Source organism: Streptomyces sp. NPDC006510, from assembly GCF_040611955.1.
Taxonomy (GTDB): Bacteria; Actinomycetota; Actinomycetes; order Streptomycetales; family Streptomycetaceae; genus Streptomyces.
Genome location: NZ_JBEXPH010000010.1, coordinates 18968 through 43767 on the forward strand (window position 1 = coordinate 18968; position 24800 = coordinate 43767).

Annotated in this window: 25 protein-coding genes and 1 pseudogene; 6 read left to right on the forward strand and 20 right to left on the reverse strand. The window is 70.4% G+C overall.

The features are described from left to right. Positions 1 to 25: 25 nt before the first annotated feature. The 11 genes and pseudogenes from ABZY11_RS05395 to ABZY11_RS05445 form a co-directional block, all read right to left on the reverse strand. Positions 26 to 595, reverse strand: coding sequence for a hypothetical protein (locus ABZY11_RS05395; RefSeq protein WP_356477834.1), 570 nt, complete (start codon positions 593 to 595; stop codon positions 26 to 28). A gap of 78 nt (positions 596 to 673) precedes the next feature. Beyond that, positions 674 to 1072, reverse strand: coding sequence for a hypothetical protein (locus ABZY11_RS05400; RefSeq protein WP_356477835.1), 399 nt, complete (start codon positions 1070 to 1072; stop codon positions 674 to 676). A 130-nt stretch (positions 1073 to 1202) separates the two neighbouring features. Further along, the gene (locus ABZY11_RS05405) at positions 1203 to 1994 is read right to left on the reverse strand and encodes a DUF4253 domain-containing protein (RefSeq protein ID WP_356477836.1); all 792 of its coding nucleotides are present in this window, start codon (positions 1992 to 1994) and stop codon (positions 1203 to 1205) included. Positions 1995 to 2082: 88 nt separating this feature from the next. After that, complete coding sequence (locus tag ABZY11_RS05410) at positions 2083 to 2745, reverse strand: 1,4-alpha-glucan branching protein (protein ID WP_356477837.1); 663 nt, start codon at positions 2743 to 2745, stop codon at positions 2083 to 2085. A 30-nt stretch (positions 2746 to 2775) separates the two neighbouring features. After that, positions 2776 to 3087 (reverse strand): DUF397 domain-containing protein, encoded by a 312-nt coding sequence (locus ABZY11_RS05415; RefSeq protein ID WP_356477838.1) that lies wholly within the window; start codon positions 3085 to 3087, stop codon positions 2776 to 2778. After that, a pseudogene (locus ABZY11_RS05420) lies at positions 3071 to 3866 on the reverse strand (helix-turn-helix transcriptional regulator). The gene ABZY11_RS05415 and the pseudogene ABZY11_RS05420 overlap by 17 nt, the downstream one beginning before the upstream one ends. Positions 3867 to 3984: 118 nt before the next feature. Further along, the gene (locus tag ABZY11_RS05425) at positions 3985 to 4788 is read right to left on the reverse strand and encodes a HEAT repeat domain-containing protein (protein WP_356477839.1); all 804 of its coding nucleotides are present in this window, start codon (positions 4786 to 4788) and stop codon (positions 3985 to 3987) included. Between the two features lie 47 nt (positions 4789 to 4835). Then, positions 4836 to 5480, reverse strand: a complete 645-nt coding sequence (locus ABZY11_RS05430; protein WP_356477840.1) for a LysE family translocator — start codon at positions 5478 to 5480, stop codon at positions 4836 to 4838. A 16-nt stretch (positions 5481 to 5496) separates the two neighbouring features. Continuing rightward, on the reverse strand, positions 5497 to 5961 hold the full coding sequence (locus ABZY11_RS05435) for a hypothetical protein (RefSeq protein WP_356477841.1): 465 nt from the start codon (positions 5959 to 5961) through the stop codon (positions 5497 to 5499). Positions 5962 to 5987: 26 nt separating this feature from the next. Continuing rightward, positions 5988 to 6719: a hypothetical protein gene (locus ABZY11_RS05440; RefSeq protein ID WP_356477842.1), complete on the reverse strand. Its 732-nt coding sequence runs from the start codon at positions 6717 to 6719 to the stop codon at positions 5988 to 5990. Between the two features lie 72 nt (positions 6720 to 6791). Beyond that, positions 6792 to 7523, reverse strand: coding sequence for a DUF4232 domain-containing protein (locus tag ABZY11_RS05445; RefSeq protein ID WP_356477843.1), 732 nt, complete (start codon positions 7521 to 7523; stop codon positions 6792 to 6794). 312 nt (positions 7524 to 7835) lie between these two features. Between ABZY11_RS05445 and ABZY11_RS05450 the strand changes: the two genes are divergently transcribed. Continuing rightward, positions 7836 to 9260, forward strand: coding sequence for a helix-turn-helix transcriptional regulator (locus ABZY11_RS05450; protein ID WP_356477844.1), 1425 nt, complete (start codon positions 7836 to 7838; stop codon positions 9258 to 9260). Positions 9261 to 9375: 115 nt separating this feature from the next. Here the strand turns inward: ABZY11_RS05450 and argS are convergent, their stop codons facing one another. After that, positions 9376 to 11157: an arginine--tRNA ligase gene (argS, locus tag ABZY11_RS05455; protein WP_356477845.1), complete on the reverse strand. Its 1782-nt coding sequence runs from the start codon at positions 11155 to 11157 to the stop codon at positions 9376 to 9378. A 182-nt stretch (positions 11158 to 11339) separates the two neighbouring features. On the opposite strand from argS, the gene lysS reads away from it, so the two are divergent. Next, positions 11340 to 13106 (forward strand): lysine--tRNA ligase, encoded by a 1767-nt coding sequence (lysS, locus tag ABZY11_RS05460; protein ID WP_356477846.1) that lies wholly within the window; start codon positions 11340 to 11342, stop codon positions 13104 to 13106. Between the two features lie 61 nt (positions 13107 to 13167). Here the strand turns inward: lysS and ABZY11_RS05465 are convergent, their stop codons facing one another. From ABZY11_RS05465 to ABZY11_RS05475, 3 genes are all read right to left on the reverse strand, one after another. Beyond that, the gene (locus ABZY11_RS05465; protein ID WP_356477847.1) at positions 13168 to 14631 is read right to left on the reverse strand and encodes a DUF2637 domain-containing protein; all 1464 of its coding nucleotides are present in this window, start codon (positions 14629 to 14631) and stop codon (positions 13168 to 13170) included. A gap of 224 nt (positions 14632 to 14855) precedes the next feature. Continuing rightward, entirely contained in the window at positions 14856 to 15725 is an 870-nt protein-coding gene (locus ABZY11_RS05470; RefSeq protein WP_356477848.1) for a DUF3558 family protein, read from the reverse strand. Between the two features lie 200 nt (positions 15726 to 15925). Beyond that, complete coding sequence (locus tag ABZY11_RS05475) at positions 15926 to 16837, reverse strand: DUF3558 domain-containing protein (protein WP_356477849.1); 912 nt, start codon at positions 16835 to 16837, stop codon at positions 15926 to 15928. Positions 16838 to 17007: 170 nt separating this feature from the next. Between ABZY11_RS05475 and ABZY11_RS05480 the strand changes: the two genes are divergently transcribed. Next, positions 17008 to 18201 (forward strand): RtcB family protein, encoded by a 1194-nt coding sequence (locus tag ABZY11_RS05480; protein WP_356477850.1) that lies wholly within the window; start codon positions 17008 to 17010, stop codon positions 18199 to 18201. A gap of 202 nt (positions 18202 to 18403) precedes the next feature. Here the strand turns inward: ABZY11_RS05480 and ABZY11_RS05485 are convergent, their stop codons facing one another. Next, on the reverse strand, positions 18404 to 19162 hold the full coding sequence (locus ABZY11_RS05485; RefSeq protein WP_356477851.1) for an SDR family oxidoreductase: 759 nt from the start codon (positions 19160 to 19162) through the stop codon (positions 18404 to 18406). Between the two features lie 54 nt (positions 19163 to 19216). Further along, positions 19217 to 19552 (reverse strand): YnfA family protein, encoded by a 336-nt coding sequence (locus ABZY11_RS05490; RefSeq protein WP_356477852.1) that lies wholly within the window; start codon positions 19550 to 19552, stop codon positions 19217 to 19219. 157 nt (positions 19553 to 19709) lie between these two features. Here ABZY11_RS05490 and ABZY11_RS05495 point away from each other — a divergent pair, with 157 nt between their 5' ends. After that, positions 19710 to 20219, forward strand: coding sequence for a hypothetical protein (locus tag ABZY11_RS05495; protein WP_356477853.1), 510 nt, complete (start codon positions 19710 to 19712; stop codon positions 20217 to 20219). Between the two features lie 82 nt (positions 20220 to 20301). Here the strand turns inward: ABZY11_RS05495 and ABZY11_RS05500 are convergent, their stop codons facing one another. After that, positions 20302 to 21759, reverse strand: a complete 1458-nt coding sequence (locus ABZY11_RS05500; protein WP_356477854.1) for an FAD-dependent monooxygenase — start codon at positions 21757 to 21759, stop codon at positions 20302 to 20304. A gap of 125 nt (positions 21760 to 21884) precedes the next feature. Between ABZY11_RS05500 and ABZY11_RS05505 the strand changes: the two genes are divergently transcribed. After that, positions 21885 to 22460, forward strand: a complete 576-nt coding sequence (locus ABZY11_RS05505) for a TetR family transcriptional regulator (protein WP_356477855.1) — start codon at positions 21885 to 21887, stop codon at positions 22458 to 22460. A gap of 96 nt (positions 22461 to 22556) precedes the next feature. Then, entirely contained in the window at positions 22557 to 23039 is a 483-nt protein-coding gene (locus tag ABZY11_RS05510) for a helix-turn-helix domain-containing protein (RefSeq protein WP_356477856.1), read from the forward strand. A 24-nt stretch (positions 23040 to 23063) separates the two neighbouring features. Here the strand turns inward: ABZY11_RS05510 and ABZY11_RS05515 are convergent, their stop codons facing one another. Together ABZY11_RS05515 and ABZY11_RS05520 are read right to left on the reverse strand one after the other, a co-directional pair. Further along, the gene (locus ABZY11_RS05515; protein WP_356477857.1) at positions 23064 to 23807 is read right to left on the reverse strand and encodes a Mut7-C RNAse domain-containing protein; all 744 of its coding nucleotides are present in this window, start codon (positions 23805 to 23807) and stop codon (positions 23064 to 23066) included. A 121-nt stretch (positions 23808 to 23928) separates the two neighbouring features. Then, the gene (locus ABZY11_RS05520; protein ID WP_356477858.1) at positions 23929 to 24783 is read right to left on the reverse strand and encodes an NAD(P)H-binding protein; all 855 of its coding nucleotides are present in this window, start codon (positions 24781 to 24783) and stop codon (positions 23929 to 23931) included. Positions 24784 to 24800 lie beyond the last annotated feature (17 nt).

The window sequence follows — 24800 nt, forward strand, 5'->3', positions numbered from 1 at the left end:
TGGGAAACTGGGCTTTGTCCGGTCGTCAGTTCTGGCCCCACTCCGCGAGGATGCGGGCCGCTGTCCGGCCGAGGCCGGCGTCCTGGGTGAGCTTGCGCAGTACGTCGGTACGGGTGTCGCTCGGGCCCGCGTCCTTGATGGCGCCGAGGGCGCTGTCGCGTACGAGGGGGTCGTCGTCCGCGTGCACGGTGGCGGCCAGGGCCTCGTGGACCGCCGGGTCGTCGGCGTAGGGGCCGAGGGTCAGGGCCGCGTACTGGCGGACGAGGTCCTCCTCCGGGTCGTCCAGGGCGTCGAGCAGGGCCCGGCCGGCGGTGCGGCGGGCGGCCGGGTCGTGCGGGGGCCACAGGCGCAGGAGCGTGGCTGCCTCGATCCGGGCGAGGTCGTACTCCTGCGGGTCGGCGACGACCGCGATGAGGAAGGGCAGCGCGGCGGAATCGCCGCCGTCGTCGTTGTTCACGTCGTCGTCGAGCGCCGCGATGATCTCGCGTCTGCGGTCGCTCGTGGCGGGCAGGGCGTGGAACTCCTCGATGAGACGGGTGAGACGGGTGAGGTGGTCGGCGCGGGCGGCGTCGTCCGGGGGCGGCGTCGGGCTCATGGGGGTGCTCCTCCTCGGTCGGCCGACGAGGTCATGGACATGGACGCCACCGAGGTGGTGCGGCTGCCGCCCCGAAGGTCAGGGCCAGTTGACCAGGGTCATGAAGGCGACCCAGGTGAAGAACACCGTGGCGGGCGCGGCCACGGCGAGGGCGATCGCGGCCGGCGGCCTTCGCCGGGTGAACACCCAGCTCGCGACCAGGATGACCAGGGCCAGCAGCAGGCCGAAGCAGGACACCGTCCAGGCCGGACCGAAGCTGGCGTCGAAGCGGTCGGCAGCCGCGTCCGAGCAGGAGTCGCAGGCCATCGGCGCGAACATGGTGTACACCAGGGCGAAGAACGCGAGCGGGAGCGTGACGACCGTGGAGACCAGCGAGGCGATCCACGTGTGCCGGGGTCGGCTGTCCATGACGTTGACGTCGGTGTCGGTATTGGCGGTGATGTCGGCGTTGACGTTGGCGCTGGCGTTGTCGGGCATGCGTGCGATTCAACCGGGCGCGCCGGTACGGCACATGAGTTGTCGTACCTAGGGGCCAGGACCGGGGACTAGGGACCAGGAACCGGGGGCCTTCGTTCCGTGGCCGGTCCAGCCGGGGCGGCCCGCCGGGTCAGTCCCACCAGAACGACCAGATCTCCTGGCGCAGCACCCTCTTCTCGGCGTAGACGTTCAGGTCGTACGGCGGGTTCTGGTCGATGTTGTCCGGGCAGAACGCGAAGTGCTCGGCGGCCACCGCCCGAGCCTCGTCGAGGGTGGTGGGCGGTCGTCCGACCGTGACGGTCAGGGTGTCGAAGCCCAGCATCACGACCCGTATGCCGAATCGGTCCTCCCAGGAGCGGAGCACGGCGCTGAGTCGGGCCGTGTCGTCCTCGAAGTTGAGCGGGCCCGACCAGCCGATCGCCGCCGGTATGTCCGCACTGCGCCGGGCCGGTACGAGCGCGATCCGTGAGCCGGGGCACCAGCCGTCCGGGCCGGTGTACTCGTTCGCGATCTCGGCCGCCAGGTCGTCGGGGGAGTCCGGCCCCTCGGCGGCCGGAACGGGTGCCAGGCCCGGCCATTCGCCCTCGGAGGCGTCGAGTTCCTCGGGTGCGCAGTCGTCCCAGTACTTGCTGAGCACTTCCTCGGGGTCGTGATCGCCGGGGTACGACGTCCGGTCCGGGGCCAGGTCCCAGGCGTCGGGCCACTGGTCGCGTCTCCCGCCGTCGATCAGCACGGGAAGCAGCCCGACCGTCCGCCCGGCCGTACGCATTGCGGTCCACGTCCCGTGGGACGCGGGCTCGTCGGCACACCAGAGCAGCGGCTCGTGCCAGGTGCCGTCGATGGTGTCGTCCACCAGTGAGCCGGGCGGGAGTTGGAGCCCTGACGTGGCCAGGGACGGGAGCGGGTTCGGGAGCGTCGCCATGACCGCGACTCTAGACGCGGCCACTGACAACGGCGCGACGCGGCCGGTGGCGTGGGCCCCGGCCCGGCCCGGCTCGGCCCGGCTCCGGCTACGGAGTGGCGTGAACGACGGCGAACGCGGTGCGTGCGGTGCTGCCGTCGGGCAGCGGCGCGTTCGCGGTGACGTGGCCGAGCGCCTGCTCCCCGGCGCCCTGGCCGGGCTGAAGAACGCGGTTGATGTGGAGGGTCAGCCGGTGTCCGTCGGCTGCCGTCTCCACGACGAGGTCCGTACCGTGCGGGCCGTCGGTCGCGGTCGTGGAGGCGATCTCCGCCGTGGTGCCCGATTCGGCGAACCAACCGGTCACGGACGGGTCGACAGTGTCGCTCGTGCTCTGCATCTGCGGCACTGCCTCGCCGACGACGAGCGCGAACAGCTGGGCGACGAGGACCGGGTCACGCGTTCCGTCGTACACCCACCGCTGCCCCAGCACCCCGTGCTCGGTCGTGCCGATGAGTGCTTCGTCGGCGCCCGCGAGCGGTGCGCCGCGGTAGCTGAACGGCACCTGGTACGTGACCGGTTCGGCCCCGGACGTGTCGGTGACCGCCATGAACTCGATCCCGACCTCGCCCTTCGGGTCGTCCAGCCGGAATCCGCCGGTCCTGGCCAGCTCGGGCTGCTGCCCCTTGCCGCGGTACCAGGGCTGCTCGGGCAGCCAGGTGGCGAGGAGTTCCAGTTTGGTGGGCGTCATGGTGGTGTGGTGGATGACAGCCATGGCGGTGGTATTCCTCCTGGGGACGTGGGCTCAGACGAGTTGCCCGTCGGCGGCGAAGCCGGCGAAGGCCGTCCAGGTGGTGGGGGCGACGGTGAGGGTGGGGCCGTCGGGGTTCTTGGAGTCGCGGATGTGGATGGCGGCGGGGTGGGCGGCGATCTCGACGCACTGCCCGCCCTCGCTGCCGCTGTGGCTCGACTTCTGCCAGTCGTAAGCGACTTCGAGGCAGGCTCCGCCTTCGCTGCCGCTGTAGCTGGACTTGCGCCATTCGTAGGCGACTTCGAGGCACTGTCCGCCCTCGTCGCCGCTGTAGCTGGACTTGAACCACTTACGTGCGGTGCTCATTGCTGCTCCCAGCAAGACGGTCCAGCAGGCCCACGGTGTCTTCGGGGCTGAGGGCCTGGGCTCGCAGCATCGCATATTTCTGGGCGAGGATGCTGACCTCGTCGGGTCGGAGACGAGCAGGCTGCCGCGTTGTGTCTCGGAGTAGGCGACGCGTTGGTAGTCCGGCGTTTCCAGCAGGATGAAGGGGCCGTCCAGCCCGGCATGGGTGCGGTGGTTCAGCGGCAGGACCTGGAGGCAGATGCCGGGGAGTGCGGCGCAGGTCCGCAGGTGGTTCAGCTGCTCCGCATGGCCTTCGTCGTCGAGGAGTTGGAGCATCAGGACCGGTTCCCGGACGACGAAGCTGATGGTCGGGGGTGATGGCCGATGAAGGATTTCCTGGCGTTCCAGGCGGGCCTCCGTCTGGAACGCCACCTTTTCCTCGCTGAAGACCGGGACCCGGTTGCGGAATACCGTTTGGGCGTAGCGGTCCGTCTGGAGGAGACCCGGTACGGCCTGGTTGTCGTACCAGCACAGCGCCAGAGCATCCCGCTCCAGCTCCAAGTACCCGCCCACGCCGGGATCGGATCGATCTCCGGCATGTGCGCCACTGTCTCCTTCAACGCGCCCTTGGTGTCCAGCAGTTCGTCCAACCTGGCGGCCATGTCGGGCAGTAGGGCGCGTCTGCCCTGCTCGATGGAGGCGATCGTCTCCACCTGATGGCCCACCAGGTCGGCGAGTTGGGTCTGGGGCAGGCCGGCCGCCCTGCGGAAGACGGCGACCAGTTTGCCAACGAGTTTCATTGCCGACGCGTTCTTTGCGCTTCCGCTTTCCGGGGTGCATACCGTGCGAACTTCCACCTGTGCGCCCGCGTCACGCGCGCACGAACCGTACAAGAAATCTGTACGGGTTCGAGTTCGGTCAGGACTGGGGATCGGGTGCGTTGAACTCGACGGCCTCCCGGACCATTGCGTCCGGGTCCTGGGCCAGGCGGTGGAGGAGTTCCGTGACGCCACGGGACGACCATTTTTCGACGGCCCATACGAGGGCCCTGCGGACCTTCGGGTCCGGATGGTCCGCGAGGTGGGCCAGTTGGTCGACCGGTCCGCGTCGGCGCATCCCGAACCAGTGGAGGGTCTGGATGAGCTTTTCGGGGTCTCCGGGGCTGCCCGCCGCGGCGATCTGGCGCATGAGGACCGGGGCGGCGGGGGGAGGGCCGTCGAGCGGGTGTGGGCGGCGTTGCCGCAGGCGCTGCGAGCCGTATTCGCCGCGCACCCGGCAGCCGAAGCAGGTGCAGGGCGTTTTGCCGTTCGAGTCGGGGAAGTACCGCCAGCCGGTGACCTGGCTGACCGCGCGGATGCGGTGCACTTCGCGCCTGGTGACGGTCCGGGGGACGAACACTTCCCAGCCGCGTGGGTCGGGCAGGGCGGCGACACGGCGTACGGCTTCGGCGGCCGTGACGGTCGCGGGGTCGCGGTGGTAGCGGCCCACGGTGACGGGTTCGTCGTCCGGCAGGCGGATGTGCACGGCGACGAGTCCGCGTGGGCCGCTGCGCCTGGACAGCTCGCGCAGCCACTGGTGGGTGAGGGTGTACGAGGGGAGGACGGGGAAGCAGTAGAGGCCCCGTGGCAGTGATGCGTCGCGGCCGTGGCTGATGGCCCGTATTCCGGAACGGCGGACGCGTGCCGCGTTCGCCGAGGGTGTCAGGTGCACGAACATCGCCATGCGGCCGATGCTAGTGCCTGTCCTGACGGGCCCGGCGGGACGGGTGTTCAGTCGCTGAGGGCCAGCCGGATACCGAAGGCGGCGATGACGGTCCCGGTGATCCGGTCGAGCAGGCGGCGGGCCCGGGGCTTGCGGAGCCAGCCGTGCAGGACGCGGGCGAAGCCGATGAGGGCGGCCGACCACATCAGCCCCATGAGGATGTGCACCGTGGTGAGCAGGAGGCCCATGGCGAAGTGGTTTGTGCCGGCCGGGATGAACTGGGGCAGGACGGCGACGTAGAAGGCGCCCATCTTCGGGTTGAGGAGGTTGGTGAGTGTTCCCTGCCGCCAGCCGCCGCGTACCGAGTCCGTACCGGCGAGCAGTACGGAGTCGGAGTCGCTCGTGTCCGAGGCGGGACGTCCCCGGAAGGTGTCCCGGAGCATGCGGACGCCCAGCCAGACCAGGTAGGCGGCGCCGGCCCAGCGCAGCGTCGTGTAGGCGAGGTGGGAGGCCGTGAGGAGCGCGGTCACGCCGAGGGAGGTGAGCGCACCCCACAGCAGGGTGCCGGTCTGGATTCCTAGGACGACGCCCCAGGCTCTTCTGCGCCGGCCCAGGGCCGAGGTCCGCAGGATCAGAGCGGTGTCGAGTCCGGGGGTCAGGGTGAGAAGCCCTACAACCAGGGCGAAGGACCACAGCGCGGTGCTTATAACCATGGAAGGCCAGCTTACGTCAGTCGGCCGGGGCCGTGTCCGTGTCCGGGGCGTCGCGGGATCTGCGGTAGCGCAGCCAGGAGGCCGCCAGGGCGGCGGCTCCGGCGACGGAGATCGTGACCGGGGTCCATATCCGCCAGTGGAGCGGCGACGTGGAGTCGTAGGCCCAGCCGTCGCCCGCGAAGATCGTGTCACCGGCGGACACCTCTGCGCCGGTGATCTCACCGGAGGCCGTGCGGCCGTCGGCGAACGCCCACGTTCCGTAGCAGTGGGCGGCAGGCAACTGCCCGCCGCCCTCCACGCATTGCGTGACGCTGTGGACGGTGGCGGGGTCGCCGGTGAGCAGCTTCTGCACGCCGTCGCCGACCCACAGCGCGACGAGGAGCGGCAGGACCGCTGCCAGGGCGAGGGCGGGCAGCACGGTTCCCAGAGCCTTCGGGCGGGCCGGCCGGGGCCGGTGGTGCTGCTCGTTCGTCTCGCGCACGGCCGCCTCCTCGTTCCCCGAACCGCCTAGAGCTCCTTGCCGCAGAGGACGCGGTCGTTGGGGCCGTGGTCGGTGTCGAAGATCGGGTTCTCCGTGAACACCGCGTCGGCCTCGCCCTCGCACGGGTCGCTGAAGCCGCCCGTGTAGGTGTCTTCGAGGATCTTCGTGATCCTGTGGGTCGCGCCGTTCTTCTTGCCCTTGGTCCGGCAGGCGGCCTCCACGACCGGGTCGCCGGATTTCCCTCCGCTGTCCACGCAGTCGCCGACCTCGATCCGGGGGCCGCCGCCCCCGCCCGTGTCGCCGGGGTGCGGGGGCTTCAGGTTGCGCATGCAGGCGTAGCCCTCGCCCGTGGCCGGCAGGTTCTCCAGGATCGCGATGCTGAGCGGCACGTCGATCGCGAAGTCGGCGTGGTCCGAACAGGCGGTGGCCGAGAAGGGCTCGGAGCTGCCGATGTCGGCCCGGTCGCTGACCTTCGCGACGGCCTTGGGGTCGCTGCAGGGAACCTCGCGGTAGATGTCCTCCTTGCCCGGCTCGGGTGCCGCGCACTCACCCTCGGCCAGGAACTGTTCTCCGTACGACGGGTTCACGGAGGGGGTCGGCGAGGCGGCGACGGCGGCGGAGGACTGGTCACTGTCCGACGGATGGCCACCGCCTGCTTTTCCGCAGCCGGCGACCAGCATCAGCGCTGCGACCGTGGCGACGGCCGCAGCAGCGTGTCTGCGCGATGCCGTCGGTATGCCACCGCTCTTCGTACGCACGTTTCCCCCCTCGGGCCCGATCTCCTGATTCTACGATCGACTGCCCGTGGGGGAACGTGAGTTGCCGACGGATCAGTACATGAGGGCGTCGTCCATTTCGCTCTGCCAGTAGGTGACGAAGCCGTTGTCGCCCCAGTAGGTGCCGGCGGGGAGCGTCAGCTCGGCGGGGGCGCCCGTGGAGCCCTGGTTGCTCTTGCCGGTGAAGTACACCCCGAGGTGGGTGCCCTCGTGCAGTTCCTGTCCGTCCGGCTCGCCGGACAGCCCGATCGAGGCGTAGGCGGACTGGCCCGGCGCAAGGGTGACCACGGCCTGCGGGATGCTTTCGCGGAGGACCGGGAAGGCGGCCTGGGCGTCGTCGAAGCGGAGCGCCGGCGCGTGGTACGCGTAGCAGGGTACGGAGCCGGTGTTGGTCGCCGTGAGCAGCAGGTGGTTGATGGGGCGGCTCACCTTGCTGACGGTGACCTTGGTGTTCGAGCCGGTGCAGGTGACGGGGGACTTGCTGCCGCTCCCGGTGGCGCCGGCGCCGCTCTTCCCGCTCTTGCTGCCGCCGGTGGAGCCCTTGGACGCGGCGGAGACGTTCTCGGCGGGGGCATTGGCCGTGCCGCTGTTGGTCCCCTTGGCGTCCTTGGCGTCCTTGGTGTCCTTGCCCGTGTCGGGGGTGGTGGCGGTGGCGCTCGCCGCCGGAGCCGCCGCGCCTGCCTTGCCGTCGTTCCCGTTGTCGTTGCCGCCACAGGCGGTGAGCGAGAGGGCGGCCAGGAGGGCGGTCGCGGCGAGGGCGGTGGTGCGGATGTGGTTGCTGCGCATGGTGGTACTCCCCGTGTGTGGGCTGGTGATGTCGTTCGGTCAGTTGTGGCAGATCAGGACCATGACGATCGCGGTGGACACGATCACCACTCCGATGGCCACGGCATCGACGAGCTCGATGCGGAAGTGGATTCGCACTGCGTTGTCCCGGTGGTCGCTGCGGTGTGGTCACAGATTGCGGGGCGGCAGATTCCGGCCGCAACGCCGAACAGCCCATTGGGGATGCTGGAATGCCTGCGCGTACTGTGACCTGGGCAGATTCCACGTCCCTGGAACGGTGTTCCGGGACGGACCAGGAGGGGGAACGCCGCAGTGGCGACGCCGGAGGCCGTTGAGTTCGCGGCCCTGCTGAAGGAACTGAAGGACCGCTCGGGGCGCAGCTACGGGGTTCTCGCCGGGAGATTGCACGTCAGCACGTCGACGCTGCACCGGTACTGCAACGGTGAGGCCGTGCCCAATGAGTTCGCCCCGGTGGAACGGCTGGCGCGGCTGTGCGGGGCGGTACCGGACGAGCTGGTGGAGCTGCACCGGCGGTGGATCCTGGCGGACGCGGCGCGGCGGCGCCCGGCCGCTGCTGCGGAGCCGGTTCCGGGGACGGTTGCCGATGGCGCGGTTCCGGGCGCGGTTCGGGATGCGGCTCCCGATGCGGATCCGGATGCGGTTCGTGAATCCGGGGCCGGGGCTTCGGCCGGGGATTCGTCCGGAGGCCGGGATGTCGAAGTGGGCGAGGGTGGCGGCGGTGCGCCCGCACCCGTGGCAGCGTCCGGTGGGGCGAGGCGACCATGGCGGTTCCTGTCCTCCTCGCGGGCGCGCGTGCTGCTCGCGGTCGTCGCCGTCGTCGCGCTGACCGTGCCCACCTCGATCGTCATCGGCAGGATGTCGGGCTCGGACGACGATCTGAGCAGTGCCTCCGCCGTGGACGGCCGGGACGCGGACACGCCCCGGCCCGACCTGAACGGCGGCGCCGCGAGCGTCACCGCGTCGCCCGACGGGGTGAAGAAGTCGGGTAGGCCCGTACGGTCCGGCACGGCGACCGCCTCGTCCCCGGCGCCCGGTGGCGCCTCGGCCTCGTCCGGCGGCCACGGCTCGGGAGCCGGGGCGGGTGGGCAGCAGAGCGGGGGTGTGCCGCTGACCGCCACCATCAGCTCGTACAACTGGGATTCGCCCTGCGGCCAGCACTACGTGCTGAACCAGGGACCGGACGATGTACCTCCGCCGCCCCCGCCGCAGGACTACCGCAGCTGGGCGCGGGCGCTGGGCGGGGTGGACGGCGGTCGCATGCTGCTCGAAATCACCGTGCAGGGGAAGTCCGAGGAGGCCGTCGTGCTGAGGGGACTGCATGTGCGGACGCTGTCCCGGAAGGCGCCGCTGCCGTGGTCGGCGTACTCGATGGGGGAGGGGTGCGGGAGCGGCATCACGCCGCAGTCGTTCGACGTGGACCTCGACGACAACCGGCCGACCCTCACCCCGGTGGCGGGGCAGCAGGGGGACACACGGGTGCCGCCGAAGGACTTCCCGTTCCGGGTGTCCTCCACCGATGTGGAGGTGTTCGACCTCGACGCACACGTCGAAGGGCACGACGTCAGCTGGTACCTGGAGCTGGAGTGGAGCAGCGGCGGCCGGGAGGGGACGCTGCGCATCGACGACGGCGGGAAGCCGTTCCGTACCAGCGGCATCAAGACCCGGCCGCTGTACACCTACTGGCACGAAGACGCCCAGTGGAAGACCGCCCAGTAGCGCCCGCACCGGGGAACGCGCACGGCCCGGTGCGGTGACCGCGTGACTGCGGTCGCCGCACCGGGCCGATGCGTACGGGCGGGGGTCCGGGCCGGGGCCCGGACGGCACTCCGGATCAGAGGCGCTCGGGCGTCCTGATGCCGAGCAGGGCCATGCCCTGGTGCAGGGTGCGGGCGGTGAGGTCCGAGAGGAAGAGGCGGTTCTCGGCCACATCTCCCGGAACCTCGGGCTTCAGTACCGGGCACTGGTCGTAGAACGTCGTGAAGAGCGACGACAGCTGGTAGAGGTACGAGGCCAGCTTGTGCGGCTCGTACCCGGCGGCGACCTCGGCCACGACCTCTGCGAACTGGTCCAGGTGCAGGGCCAGCGCGCGCTCGGCCGGGGCCAGCTCCAGCTCCGGGTGGGGCTGGGACTTCAGCTCGCCCGCCTTGCGCTTGATGGACCGGGACCGGGCGTGCGCGTACTGGATGTACACGCTCGTGTCGCCGGTCAGCGACACCATCTGGTCCAGGTCGAACTTGTAGTCGCGGGCGGCCGACGTCGACAGGTCCGCGTACTTCACGGCGCCGATGCCGACCTGCGTGGCGCGCTCGGTGATCTCGTCCTCGCTGAGGTCCTTCGCCTTCTCGCGCACGACGGTGGAGGCCCGGTCGATCGCCTCGTCGAGCAGGTCCTGAAGCCGGACCGTCTCGCCCTCACGGGTCTTGAACGGCTTGCCGTCCTTGCCGAGCACCGTGCCGAAGGGGAGGTGCACGGCCTTGACGTCCTCGTTCAGCCAGCCGGCCCGGCGGGCCGTCTCGAAGACCATCTTGAAGTGCAGGGCCTGCCGGGCGTCCACGACGTACAGCAGGGTGTTCGCCTTGAGGTTCTGGACCCGGTCGCGGATCGCGGAGAGGTCCGTCGCCGCGTAGCCGTAGCCGCCGTTCGACTTCTTGACGATCAGCGGCGCCGGGTTGCCGTCCGGGCCCTTCACGTCGTCGAAGAAGACGCAGAGCGCGCCCTCGGAGCGGACGGCGACGCCCGACTCCTCCAGGATGCGGCAGGTCTCCTCAAGCATGTCGTTGTAGCCGGACTCGCCGACGATGTCGGGGTCGCGGATCTCCATGTCGAGCTTGTTGAAGACGGAGTAGAAGTAGATCTTCGACTCGTCGACGAAGCGCTGCCACAGGGAGAGGGTCTCCTCGTCACCGGCCTGGAGGGCCACGACGCGGTCCCGGGAGCGGGCCTTGAACTCCTCGTCGGAGTCGAAGAGCGCGCGCGAGGCCTTGTAGAGCCGGTTCAGCGAGGACATGGCGGCCTCGCCTTCCGCCTCGCCGCCGGCGCCCTCGTGGGTCAGCTCGCCCGGGTGCTCGACCAGGTACTGGATGAGCATGCCGAACTGGGTGCCCCAGTCGCCGATGTGGTGCCTGCGGATCACGGACTCGCCGGTGAACTCCAGGATCTGCACCATCGCGTCACCGATCACGGCGGAGCGGAGGTGGCCGACGTGCATCTCCTTGGCCACGTTCGGCTGCGCGTAGTCGATGACCGTGGTGCCCGCGTCGCTGTTGTACGGCACACCGAGCCGGCCCTCGTCGTCCGCGGCGCGGGCGGCGAGGGTCTCGACGATCGCCCTGTCGGCGAGCGTGACGTTGAGGAAGCCGGGGCCGGAGACCTCGATCTCCTTGATCAGGCCGCCCGCCGGGATCGCGGCCGTGACCTGGGAGGCGAGCTCGCGCGGGTTGCCCTTGAGCTTCTTGGCGAGGGCCAGGATGCCGTTGGCCTGGAAGTCGGCCCGGTCGCTTCGTCGCAGCAGCGGGTCCGCGGTGCCCGCATCCGGCAGAGCTGCCGTCAGGGCGTCCGCCAGCTGCTGCTGGAGCGTGGAAGCGAGGGAATTGACCGAGCCGTGCTCAGGCATGGGACGGGCTGCCGTTTCCGTAGGAGTACAAGGGATCACACCCAGTATTCCACGGGCGGTAAAGCCGTTTTCTTCGCGCGGGCCGTAAGCCGTTTTCGCGCCGCCGGTGGACCTGGGAGAATGGGCGGAGCCCCTATGAGTCCCACAAGGGTGTTCCTACGAGTCCTACAAGAGAGAAGGACGTGCAGACCGTGGCTCAGAGTCAGAGCAGCACCGAGGCCGACTGGGTCTCCCGCTTCGCGGACGATGTCATCGCCGAATCGGAGCGTCGTGCGCCTGGCAAACCGGTCGTCGTCGCGTCCGGCCTCTCCCCGTCGGGCCCGATCCACCTGGGCAACCTCCGCGAGGTCATGACCCCGCACCTGGTCGCCGACGAGATCCGCCGCCGCGGGTACACCGTCCGGCACCTGATCTCGTGGGACGACTACGACCGGTACCGCAAGGTCCCGAACGGTGTCCCGGGCATCGACGAGTCCTGGGCCGAGCACATCGGCAAGCCGCTGACCTCGGTGCCCGCCCCGGCCGGGTCCGCGTATCCGAACTGGGCCGAGCACTTCAAGGCCGCCATGACGGCCGCGCTGGACGAGCTGGGCGTCGAGTACGACGGCATCAGCCAGACCGAGCAGTACACGGCGGGCGCCTACCGCGAGCAGATCCTGCACGCGATGAAGCACCGCGCCGACATCGACGCCGTCCTCGACCGGTACCGGACGAAGAAGGACCCGGCCGCCGCGGGTGCCAAGGGCGGCAAGAAGCCGCAGCAGCAGAAGAAGGTCGACGAGGCCGAGCTGGAGGCCGAGGCGGGCTCCGGCGCGGCGAGCGAGGACGACGGCAGCGGCGGTTCGGCGGGCTACTTCCCGTACAAGCCCTACTGCGGCAACTGCGAGAAGGACCTCACGACCGTCACGTCGTACGACGACGACAGCACCGAGCTGAACTACACCTGCACGGCCTGCGGCTTCGCCGAGACCGTGCGGCTGAGCGAGTTCAACCGCGGCAAGCTGGTCTGGAAGGTCGACTGGCCGATGCGCTGGGCGTACGAGGGCGTGATCTTCGAGCCGAGCGGCGTTGACCATTCCTCGCCGGGCTCGTCGTTCGTCGTCGGCGGCCAGATCGTCCGCGAGATCTTCGACGGTGTGCAGCCGATCGGCCCGATGTACGCCTTCGTCGGCATCTCCGGCATGGCGAAGATGTCCTCCAGCAAGGGCGGCGTGCCGACCCCTGCCGACGCGCTGAAGATCATGGAGGCGCCGCTGCTGCGCTGGCTGTACGCGCGCCGCAAGCCCAACCAGTCCTTCAAGATCGCCTTCGACCAGGAGATCCAGCGGCTCTACGACGAGTGGGACTCGCTGGCCCGCAAGGTCGCCGACGGCTCGGTGCTGCCGGCCGACGCCGCCGCGTACGCGCGGGCCATCGGCACGGCCGCGGGTGAGCTGCCGCGCACGCCGCGCCCGCTGCCGTACCGCACGCTCGCCTCGGTCGTCGACATCACGGCCGGGCACGACGAGCAGACGCTGCGCATCCTGAGCGAGCTGGACCCGGAGAACCCGCTGACCTCGCTGGACGAGGCCCGGCCCCGTCTCGACCGGGCCGAGAGCTGGATCACCAACCAGGTTCCGGCCGAGGCCCGCACCATCGTGCGCGACGAGCCGGACAAGGAGCTCCTCGGCTCGCTGGACGAGCAGGGCCGGGAGTCGCTGCGGCTGCTCCTGGAGGGGCTGGACTCGCACTGGTCGCTGGACGGGCTCACCACGCTCGTCTACGGCGTGCCGAAGATCCTGGCGGGCCTGGAGCCGGACGCCAAGCCGACGCCCGAGCTGAAGGTCGCGCAGCGGTCGTTCTTCGCGCTGCTGTACCGGCTGCTGGTCGGCCGGGACACGGGGCCGCGGCTGCCCACGCTGCTGCTGGCCGTGGGAGCCGACCGGGTGCGCAGGCTGCTGGGCGCGTAGCGGTTCGGGATGTTCCGTACGGAGGGCCGTCACCCGGTGATTCGGATGGCGGCCCTCCGGCTCATGCGATGTGGTCCGCTTCTAGCTCGGCGTGGTAGCGGTTCTTGAACTCCGGCATCATGCGGCGGATCAGCGCCGCGCTGCGCGGGTGCCTGACGTTGTGGCCGTCCGTGACGTGTATGTCCAGGGCGTCGACGCTCGGGTAGTCGTTGTGCTGGTTCACGAACGCGGCGAACACCTCGTACGCGATCGCGGCGAACTCCGCGTCCTCCTGCGCCCACTCGGCCGGGTCGGGGTCCGGGGTCGGCTCGGGCTCCTGCGGTTGTTTGTGGAGCTGCGGCTGATCTTGTGCCTGTGCCTGTGCCTGGTCCGGGGCCTGGTGGTTCTGCTGGAGCTGTTCCTGCGGCTGGTGCTCCGCGGTACGGGGGCCGGGGACGGCGCCGATCGTGCCCACGTTGCCCAGGGGGCGGGTGCGGCCGCCGGGGCCCGAGGGGACCATCACCGGGGTCGGCTCCAGGCCCTCGACGTACGTCGGGTTGTAGGCGCTCTCGTACGCGTCGTCCGGTACCTGGGGCGCCGCGAACCAGGGGCTCTCGTGGGAGCCGGGGCCTTCCTGGGGCCATTCCTCGGCAGCGGCGGGGTCGGACGGGTGGTTGTGCCGCTGGTACTGGTGGTTCTGCTGATACTGCTGGTGCTGCGGCTCGTGGTGTTCGTGCTGCTGTTGGTGGTGCTCGTGCTGTTGGTGGTGCTCGTGTTGCTGGGCGTACGGCAACTCGGGCTGGGGCACGCCCGATTCGACCTGGGCCAGGGCCTGGGCCTGGGCGGGGGCGGGGGGCAGCAGGGCCGGTTCGATGCCCGAGGCGGCCAGGCCGGCCGGGGCGGTCTCGGCCAGCGGGACTCCGTACTTCGCCAGGCGCAGCGGCATCAGGGACTCGACGGGGGCCTTGCGGCGCCAGTTGCGGCCGAAGCGGGCCTGGAGGCGGGCCTGGTAGATCAGCCGGTCCTGTTCGAGCTTGATGACCTGCTCGTACGACCGGAGCTCCCAGAGCTTCATCCGGCGCCAGAGCCGGAACGTCGGTACGGGGGAGAGCAGCCAGCGGGTGAGGCGGACGCCCTCCATGTGCTTGTCGGCCGTGATGTCGGCGATCCGGCCCACAGCGTGCCGGGCGGCCTCGACGGAGACCACGAACAGCACCGGGATGACCGCGTGCATGCCGACGCCGAGCGGGTCGGGCCAGGCCGCGGCGCCGTTGAAGGCGATCGTCGCTGCGGTCAGCAGCCAGGCGGTCTGGCGCAGCAGCGGGAACGGGATGCGCAGCCAGGTCAGCAGCAGGTCCAGGGCGAGCAGGACACAGATGCCCGCGTCGATGCCGATCGGGAAGACCAGCGAGAAGTCGCCGAAGCCCTTTTGGAGGGCGAGCTCGCGCACTGCCGCGTACGAACCCGCGAACCCGATCGCGGCGATGAGCACCGCACCGGCGACCACGAGACCGATGAGTATCCGGTGGGTGCGTGTCAGCTGCATCGCGGCCACCCGCGTTCCCCTCCCCGTTTCCCGTATCCGACGTCATGTTCTGGCGTCGTGCTGCGACTTCTGGCGGGCACAGCCTGGCACATGAGGACGCGGGGTGTTGCGCGGGGAGGGGCGAAGCCCGGTACTCGGGGGAGTACCGGGCTTCGTGGAACTGCTTCCGGACAGGGGCGTTGCCACGGCCTGTCCGGCGGATCGGGGGCGTTGCCGGACCGGCCCTAGCTCGTCTTCCTGACGGACGACTTGTGGGTGGAGGTCTTCCTGTCCGTCGACTTGCTGTCGGAGGAGTCGTTGTCGGAAGCCTTGGGGGCACCCGCCTTGTCCGTGGCCTTCTCGCTCGGCGTGGTCGAGCCGGACTGGTCGTCCGACGCCGTGCCGGTGGCGGCGACAGCGGCCACCGCTTCCTTGGCCGCCTTCTCGGCGCCCTTGCGGATGTCGTCGGCGGAGGGGGTCTTCGCGCCCGCGTAACCCGCACCGTTGTAGGTGAGGGTGATGACGACGTTCCCCGTACGGGTCACGACCGTCGCGTACTTGAAGTCCTCTTTCGTCTTGGTGAGGTCGTAGGTGATCCCGGTGGCCTGCTCGCCGATGCCGCTGACGGGCGCTTCGGCGACCTTCTTGGCGCCCTCGGTCGCCTTGGCCTTGGCGACCTGCTTCTCGAAGTCCTGCTGTGCGCGCTTGGCGCCGCTGCCCAGGGCCTGGTCCGAGTCGAAGCGGGTGAAGCCGACGTCGAGCCAGCGGTACTGGGAACCCTTCACGCCGTTGTCGTCGAGGCCGTTCCAGGAGCAGCCGGCGCGGTACGCGGTGTCACTGGAGCTGGAGGCCCTGCCGTTCTTGGACTTCGCCGAGGGAACCAGGGAGGTGACCGTCTTCTTGCTGATCGACTTGCACGGGTCGGGCAGTGCGGAGAACTTCGCGGGCTCGACGGTCGGTTCCGCCTTCTTGCTCGCGCTCGGCGATGCGGACGACGCGGACGAGCCCGATTCCTTCTTGTCGCCGGAGTCCGACGAGCAGCCGGCGACGACGAGCATCACCGGAACGGCGGCGCAGGCGAGTATGCGGGAGAGTCGCGGGGCTGAACGGTGCATGGTTCCTTCACTCGGGTGGCGCGGCGGTCGGGCTGCCAGGGGGTCGGGCGGGCGGTCGGCGGGTGCTCCGGCGGGTGTCCCGGAAGCTGTTCCGGAGGGTTTTCCGGAGGGCCACGGTACGACGGACTGCGACCGGATGCCGCCTCGGCCGGGGAACCGGCGGTCGTGGGTGGTGTGGGTCGGGGCGGCCCGGGACGGGGTTATTCGCTGAACTCCTCGACCAGCTTCCGGGCCAGTGCCTGGGCCTTCTCCTGCAGTTCCTTGCTGTCGGGGACCACGGTGGAGTCGGCGGGCTGCTCGGTGTACTCGACGGTCACGATGACGTTCGATGTGCGGAATACCACGCTCACCGTGCGGTGCTGTGCGGTGGAACCTGCCCGGGTGAGCAGATCGTCCAGAAATGCGCTGTCGCCGAGGTCGTCGAGGACGCGCGGCTGAATGCTTTCGTCCGGGGTGCCGGTGCCGTCGTCTGTGCTCCCGTCGTCGGTGTTCCCGCCGTCTGTGTTCCCGTCGTCGGTGTTCTCGCTGTCGGAGTTCCCGTTGTCGGAGGCGGGGGAGGTCAGGGCGTGGGAGGCGGGGTCGGACGCGTCATCGGAAGCTTCGTCGGAAGCGGCGGGGGGCTTCTGCTTCTTCGTGTCCTCCGGGTTCTCCGAGTTCTTCGTGCTGCCGGGGGCCGCGGAGGGCGAGGACAGATCGGCGGCGGTCTCCTTCTTCGTGTACACCTCGCGGGCGCGGTCGTCGTCGCTCACCGAGGGGTCGTAGGACACGACGCGTTCGAAGTCGATGAACAGCGTGTGCGAGGAGGGCGGCCCTTCGGACTTCCAGCGGCAGCCGACCCGGCGGTCGGTGTCGTAGGTGACGGCGGCGGTGCCCTCGTACACCTTCTTCTGCTGCTCCTCGGCGAGTTCGGCGGCGCCCGGGAGCAGGTCCTTCAGCGTGGACGACTCGACGGCGCGGCAAGGCTCGGGAAGGGTGCGGTACTTGCCGGGGGCCGCGGCGGCGACAGTTGCCTCGCCGGGCTTGTTGTCGGCTGCGGAACCACCGGTTCCGGTGTCGGCGCTGCAGCCGACGACGAACGCTGCCAGTAGCGCGGTGCCGGTTACGTAGGCCATTCGTCGCACGGTCCTGGGCTCCCTTCGTGCGAAAAACGGTTGCCGCTCGATGGCGACCGGTGGACACAATGTGTATCGCACGCGCCGCTGTGAATGCCGGTCGACCGACTTATATGCCGACCTTGGCACCGGTTTTGCGCTTTCAGGCTTTTCGGGGGAATCGAGGAACTATGTCGTATGTAGAGGTGCCGGGCGCGAAGGTCCCCATCCGTATGTGGGCCGACCCGGCGTCGGTCGAGGACGTCGCGATGCAGCAGCTGCGCAATGTGGCCACGCTGCCCTGGATCAAGGGTCTCGCCGTCATGCCGGATGTCCACTTCGGCAAGGGGGCGACGGTCGGTTCGGTGATCGCGATGCACGGTGCGGTCTGTCCGGCGGCGGTCGGCGTGGACATCGGCTGCGGAATGTCCGCGGTGAAGACCTCCCTGACGGCCAATGACCTGCCGGGCGACCTGTCCCGGCTGCGGTCGAAGATCGAGCAGGCCATTCCGGTGGGCCGCGGCATGCATGACGAGGCCGTGGAGCCGGATCAGCTGTACGGCTTCCGGGCGCCGGGCTGGGACGACTTCTGGGGGCGGTTCGACGGGGTGGCCGATGCGGTCAAGTTCCGTCAGGAACGTGCCACGAAGCAGATGGGCACGCTCGGATCGGGCAACCACTTCATCGAGTTCTGCCTCGACGAGTCGGGTTCGGTCTGGCTGATGCTGCACTCCGGATCGCGGAACATCGGCAAGGAACTGGCCGACTTCCACATCGGGCAGGCGCAGAAGCTGCCGCACAACCAGGATCTGATCGACCGGGACCTGGCGGTGTTCATCGCCGACACCCCGCAGATGGCGGCGTACCGGAACGACCTGTTCTGGGCGCAGGAGTACGCGAAGTACAACCGCGCCATCATGATGGCGCTCTTCCAGAACGTGGTCCGCAAGGAGTTCAAGAAGGCCAAGGTGACCTTCGAGCCGGTCATCTCCTGCCACCACAACTATGTGGCGGAGGAGCGGTACGAGGGCATGGACCTGCTGGTCACGCGGAAGGGTGCGATCCGTGCGGGTTCCGGGGACTTCGGGATCATCCCGGGGTCGATGGGCACCGGTTCGTACATCGTGAAGGGCCTCGGGAACGAGAAGTCGTTCAACTCGGCCTCGCACGGCGCCGGTCGGAAGATGAGCCGGAACGCCGCGAAGCGGCGCTTCTCGACGCGCGACCTGGAGGACCAGACGCGGGGTGTGGAGTGCCGTAAGGACTCCGGCGTCGTGGACGAGATTCCGGCCGCGTACAAGCCGATCGAGCAAGTCATCGAGCAGCAGCGCGACCTGGTGGAGGTCGTCGCCAAGCTCAAGCAGATCGTGTGCGTGAAGGGCTGAGCCCTGACCGGGGGCTTCGCGTACGGCTGGGCCTCGATCGAGGGCCCGGCCGGAGGTCTTTGCGCACGGTTGGACGAAGGAGCCCGGGGCGCGGGTGGTGTGTCCCGGGCTCCTTCCTGTTCGGGTTCGTGTTCGGTTCCTGCTCAGGTTCCGGTTCGGGTTCCTGCTCGGTTCCTGCTCGGGTTCCTGCTCGGGTTCCTGTTCAGGCGGTGCGGTGGACCTTGGAGTTGGAGGCCTGGGCGCGGGGGCGGACCACCAGGAGGTCGATGTTGACGTGGCTGGGCCGGGTGACCGCCCAGGTGATGGTGTCGGCCACGTCGTCGGCGGTGAGGGGTGCGTCGACGCCCGCGTACACCTTGGCAGCCTTCTCGGTGTCGCCGCGGAAGCGGGTGGTGGCGAACTCCTCGGTCTTGACCATGCCGGGGGCGACCTCGATGACGCGGACCGGGGTGCCGACGATCTCCAGGCGGAGGGTCTCGGCCAGGACGTGCTCGCCGTGCTTGGCGGCCACGTAACCGCCGCCGCCCTCGTAGGTGGAGAGGCCCGCGGTGGACGAGAGGATCACGACCGTGCCGTCGCCGCTCCCGGTGAGGGCGGGGAGCAGGGCCTGGGTGACGTTGAGCGTGCCGATGACATTCGTCTCGTACATCTGGCGCCAGTCGGCGGGGTCGCCGGTGGCGACGGGGTCGGCCCCGAGCGCGCCGCCCGCGTTGTTGACGAGGACGGCGAGGGTACGGAACGCCGTGGCGAACTCGTTCACCGCATCGCGGTCGGTGACGTCCAGCGCGTAGGCCGTCGCATGGTGGCCCGCGTCGTTGATCTCGGCGGCGAGCGCCTCGATGCGGTCCTTGCGGCGGGCGGTCAGTACGACGCGGTAGCCGGCGGCGGCCAGCTGCCGGGCGGTCGCGGCGCCGATGCCGCTGCTCGCTCCGGTGATGACGGCGATCGGGGTGGCGGCCATGGCGGACTCCTCGGACAGCTGATCGGTACGGGGCCAGGATAGGCAGGCGCGGGGTCAGTGGTTGCGGGGGGCGTACATGATCACGGCCATGCCGGCCAGGCAGATGAGCGCGCCGATCACGTCCCAGCGGTCGGGGCGGTAGCCGTCGGCGACCATGCCCCAGGCGATCGAGCCGGCGACGAAGACACCGCCGTACGCGGCGAGGATGCGGCCGAACTCGCCGTCCGGCTGGAGCGTGGCCACGAAGCCGTAGGCGCCCAGCGCGAGGACGCCCGCCCCGATCCAGATCCAGCCCCGGTGCTCGCGTACGCCCTGCCAGACCAGCCAGGCGCCCCCGATCTCGAAGAGCGCGGCGACGACGAACAGGGCGACGGAGCGGGCGATCGACATGGGGGCAGCGTGTCATGGGAGGGGAATGGCGCGCCGAACCGGTCGGTAAATACGGATAATTCTGGACGATCTGTATCTTCGGGGCATGGTAGTGACACGTAGAGCCGCGCGAGCCGTCTCGGTGGTGCTGACTTCGACGGCGGTGCTTGCTGCGGCTGTGGTGCTGGCTGAGACTGCGGTGCTGGGGGCGGGGGTCGCGGCCGCTGCGCCCACCATGGCCGTCGCGCCTTCCGTGGTCCCCGAGGCGTCCGGGATCCCTGAGCGTTTCGTGGCCATTGCGCCCGAGGCCGATGTGTCGCACCACGGGTATGTCCTGCTGCGGGGTGCGGGGCTCAGGGTCCGGGTGCGGACCGAGAACCACGGTCCGTCGAACCTGGCAGGCGTGACCGTGCGGGTGCGGACATCGGTGGCGCTCGCCTGGCGGCAGAAACTTCCGCAGAACTGTCTGCAGGCCGACCGGTGGACCGTGCTGTGCCGGACGGACGAGCTGCGCGCCGACGGGGCGGAGGAGCGGCGGCTTGCCCTCGAACTGAGGCTTGCGGGGCGGCCGGACGAGGTCGTCGTGCGGGTCGACACGCTGTGGAACGGCGGAGCGACCGACCGGAACCCCAGGAACGACGACCACGAGGTGCTGGCTCCGGCCACCCGGGACGAGTACGTGTTCTGAGCCCCGGCCGGTGATGCGGGTTCTGAATCCCCGGCCCGTGATGCGGGTTCTGAATCCCTGGCCGGTGATGCGGGCCCCGCGCTCATCGGGTGAGTGCGGCCCGCAGGGCCGCCGGGTCGGCGTGGTCGCTCGCCCAGGCGATGTAGCCGTCGGGGCGGACGAGCAGGGTGGTGGTGCGGTCGCCCCGCCAGTGGGCGTGCACCAGTGGGGTCGGTGATGCCGGAGTGGCGGCGCCGCCGGGTGTGACGAGGACGAAGGTGCCGTCGCGCAGCAGCTGGTGCAGGCGGCCCTCCCGCAGGCTCAGGTCGGGGGCGCGCTTCGCGGTCAGCGGATGCGCACCGCGCGGGGCCGGGTAGGCGATCGAGATGCCGGAGACCATGCCGATGGCCTTGTCGGAGGCGGGCCGGATCGCGGACAACACCTTGGCGGCGATGGTCCTGACCGTCCGCTGGAGCGGGGTGCGGGCCATGGCGAGGCGGACGAGCGCGCCGCTGGAGCGGAGCACTCTCGTGCCGACCGGGTGCCGTTCGGCGTGATAGCTGTCGAGGAGCGCTTCCGGGTCGGCCGAGTGCCCCCGCAGTACGGCGGCGAGCTTCCAGGACAGGTTGGCGGCGTCCTGGAGGCCGGTGTTCATGCCCTGGCCGCCCGCGGGCGAGTGGACGTGGGCGGCGTCCCCGGCGAGGAAGACCCGGCCGGTGCGGTACGACGGCACCTGACGTTCGTCGCTGTGGAAGCGGGAGATCCAGCGGGCGTCGTGCATGCCGTAGTCGGTGCCGAGGGCGAGGCGGCTGATCTCGCGCAGCTCTTCGAGGTCGACCGGGTCGCTGTCGGCGGCCTGGTGCGCGCGGTCCCACCCCATCACGCGGTACCAGCCGTCGCCGAAGGGGGCGATGAAGGCGAAGGCGTCCCCCGTGCCGTTGACCGTCAGGAGGCCGGGGGGCTCCTCGGTGAGCCGGACGTCGGCGAGGACCATCGACCGGATCACGGACTTGCCGGGGAAGGGGAGCCCGAGCGCCTGGCGCACGGAGCTGCGCATTCCGTCGGTGCCGACGAGGTAGCGGGCGGCGAGAGCGGTCCGGCCGCCGTCCGGCTCGCGCAGCTCGGCGGTGACGGAATCCGATCCGGCGTCCTGGTGGAGCGCGGTCAGCTCCGTGTCGTAGCGGAAGTGCACGCCGGCGGTGCGGGCCCGGCGCTCCAGCAGGCGCTCCACCTGGTACTGCGGGGTGATCAGCACGAAGGGGAAGCGGGTGTGCAGCCGGGAGAGGTCGAGCGAGAGCTTGCCGAAGAAGCGCAGGGAGCTGAGGGGAGTGCCCGTCTTGATCAGCTCGTCGGCCAGGCCGCGGCTGTCGAGCAGTTCGAGTGTGCGGGCGTGCACGGCGAAGGCGCGCGTCATGTTGCTCGTCCTGTGCGGGCGGCGCTCCGCGAGCGTGACGGAGACGCCCTGGGCGGCGAGATCTCCCGCGAGCAGCAGGCCGGTGGGGCCCGCGCCCACGATGAGTACGTCGACGGTCTCGGGTGCGGTGCTCGGGGTGGTGGTCATGGCTGCCTCCTTGGCCCGTTCATCAGCTGTCACCTACGTGCCAACGAGCGTTGGTCAACGCTTGTTGGCAACGGTAGTCCCGACGCGGCTGGCATGTCAACGATTGTTGGCCTACATTTGTTGGCATGACAAAGCCGCCCGCCGCCGCGCCCCGCCGCTCGGATGCCACCAAGGCCGCGATCCTCGACGCCGCGCGCGAGCGGTTCGCCGCCGACGGGTACGAACGCGCCACCATCCGGGCCATCGCCCGCGACGCGAACATCGACCCGTCGATGGTCATGCGCTACTTCGGCAACAAGGAGGGTCTGTTCGCCGCCGCCTCCGTGATCGATCTGCGGATACCCGAGCTGGGGGCGATGCCGGGCAAGCACGTCGGTGCGGTCCTCGTCGCGCATTTCCTGGACCGCTGGGAGGGCGACGACGTGCTCACGGGCATGCTCAGGGTCGGGGTCACCAACGAAGCGGGCGCGGAGCGGATGAGGGCGGTCTTCGCCGAGCAGATCGGCGCGGTCACGGCCGGTGTCTGCCCCGTTCCGGCGGAAGCGCCGCGCCGCGCGGTGCTCGTCGCCTCGCAGATACTGGGGATGGCGCTCACGCGCTACGTGCTGCGGTTCGGGCCCGCCGCCGAGATGTCGCGCGAGGAAGTGATCGCCTGGCTCGCGCCCACCATCCAGCGCTATCTGACCGCCGAGGCGCCGTAGCCCGACCCGGGCCGGACCGTACCGGGCGGGTGTTCGGGCAGGGGTGGGGCGGCTCCGGGAAGGGGGGATGAGTTGTCTGCTTCGTACACTCTCCGCATGTCGCAGAAGTCCCAGCCCCGCCGCAGTGCGCTGATGGCCGAGCTGACCGTCGAGTCGCGCCGCTACATGGCCGCCTACGCGCTTTTCAACCAGGCCGTCGCGGACCACCTGCGGCTGCACCCGACCGATCTCCAGTGCCTCAACCTGCTCGGTCTGGAGGCGGCGCCGGTCACCACGGGCCGCGTCGCGGAGCTGACCGGGCTCACCACGGGATCGGCGACCCGGCTGGTCGACCGGCTGGAGCGGGGCGGGTATGTGACGCGCCGGCGTGACACCGTCGACCGGCGACGGGTGCTCGTCGCGACCGTGCCGGAGCGGATGGCGGAGATCGGCGCGGTGTGGGAGCGGCTGAACGGGGCGTGGGCGGCGATGTTCGAGGCGTACGACGACGACGAAGTGGCCCTGCTCATCGCCCACATGCGGCGGACGGTCGAACTGAGCGCGTCGCAGGTCGAGGCGTTGCGGGAGGGCGGCGGGTGACGGGTCCGACGGCGGCCCCCGGGGCTACGCGCCGTCCGCGGGCGTGGGCGCGAACTCGTGGAGGGCCTTCGTGACGATCGCTTCCAGATGGGAGTGGTGGGCGCCCCGCCAGTAGACGCGGTCGCACTCCGTGCACTGCGCGAAGACGTCGTACGAGCGCCGGGTGCCGTGCTCCAGGTGGTCGCTGACCATGTCCTTGTCGGCCACCTTCAGCGGGCCGTTGCAAGCGGTGCACCTGGTCCAGGGTGCGAGGTGCGGATTGAACCGCTCCAGTACGTCGCGGAGTTGGTCCTCCGGCCGGTCGCTGTAGACGTACGCCCCGGCCCAGATCTCCCGCCGGTGCAGCAGCCCGCGGTCCCGCGAGAGCAGTACGCGCCGCTCGTCCGCCGACCGGGCGGCCAGTGCGGGATCGCCGATGTCCTCGCTCTCGTACGCCGCGTCGACCCCCAGCAGCCGCAGCCGCCGCGCCAGCGTGCCGAGGTGGACGTCGAGCAGGAACCGCAGGGGCGCCCCCGGGACGTGCTGGGGGCGTTCCACGGCGCGCACCTCGACCAGTTCGCCGGCCCCCGGGATGTGCGAGACCGGTACGGGCCGGCCGTCGACCAGGATCTGTCCGGCCTCGGTGAGCGGGATGCCCAGCGACTCCACGACATGGCCGAGGGTGGAGGAGCCGTCGGTGATCACGGCCGTGCGTCCCCGGCGGCGTTCGTGTGCGACGAAGAGCCGCAGCTCGGGGGCGACTTCGAGGTGGATCTCCGGTCCGTTCACCTCGTCAGGATGTCATCGGCCGGGGTCTGTCAGCCAGGGGGTTTCGGTTGTCGGGTGCGTCGGGTGCGTCGGGTGCGTCGGGTGCGTCGGGTGCGTCGGGTGCGTCGGGTGCGGCGCGGGCTCAGGGGCGGAAGGCGTCGGCGTGTTCCTCCGTCCAGGCGGCGAAGGTGCGGGCCGGGTGGCCGGTCAGCCTCTCGGTGTCGCCGGTCACCTCGGCCGGGGTGCCGTCCGAGGCGGCCGAGTACGCGAGCAGCGCGTCGGCGAACGGCTCGGGCAGGAAGGCGGCCACGGACTCCTTCCAGGCCGCCCCGGTCACGGTGTTGACGGTGATGGGGCGCCCGGACGCGGCCGCCAGCAGGCCGACCTGTTCGGCGGCGGTGAGCGATTCGGGGCCGGTCAGGTGGTACGCCGCGCCCTGCAGCCGGGCGTAGGTGAGAACGGCGACGGCGGCCTCGGCGATGTCCGTTGTGTCGATGGGGCTGGTGTGGCTGTTGGGGTAGGGGAGGTCGACGGAGCCGTGGGTCCGTACCGACTGCGCCCACTGGTACGCATTGCTCGCGAAGGCGCCCGGCCGGAGCAGCGTCGTGGTGATGGGCGAGGCCATGAGGGCCTGCTCCACCGCGTGGTGGGAGGCGGCGATCGGGTTGTCCTGGGCATCCGGGGCGAGGACCGAGCTGGAGGAGAGCAGCACGATGTGGCCGACCCCGGCGGCCTCGGCCGCGGAGAGGAACGCGTCGATGCCGGACGGATCGGCGTAGAGGAAGACCGAGTCGACGCCGTCCAGGGCGGCCCCGAAGGTGGCCGGATCGCCGAGATCGCAGGCCACGACCGGTACGTCGGCGGGCAGTGCGGTGGCCGTGGCTGCGAGGTCTTCGGGGGTGCGCGAGGACGCGCGGACGGCGTGGCCGTCGCGGTGCAGCAGCGAGACGAGTGTGGAGCCGATACGGCCACGGCATCCGGTGACGAGAGTGGTCATGGTGGAGGAATCCCCTC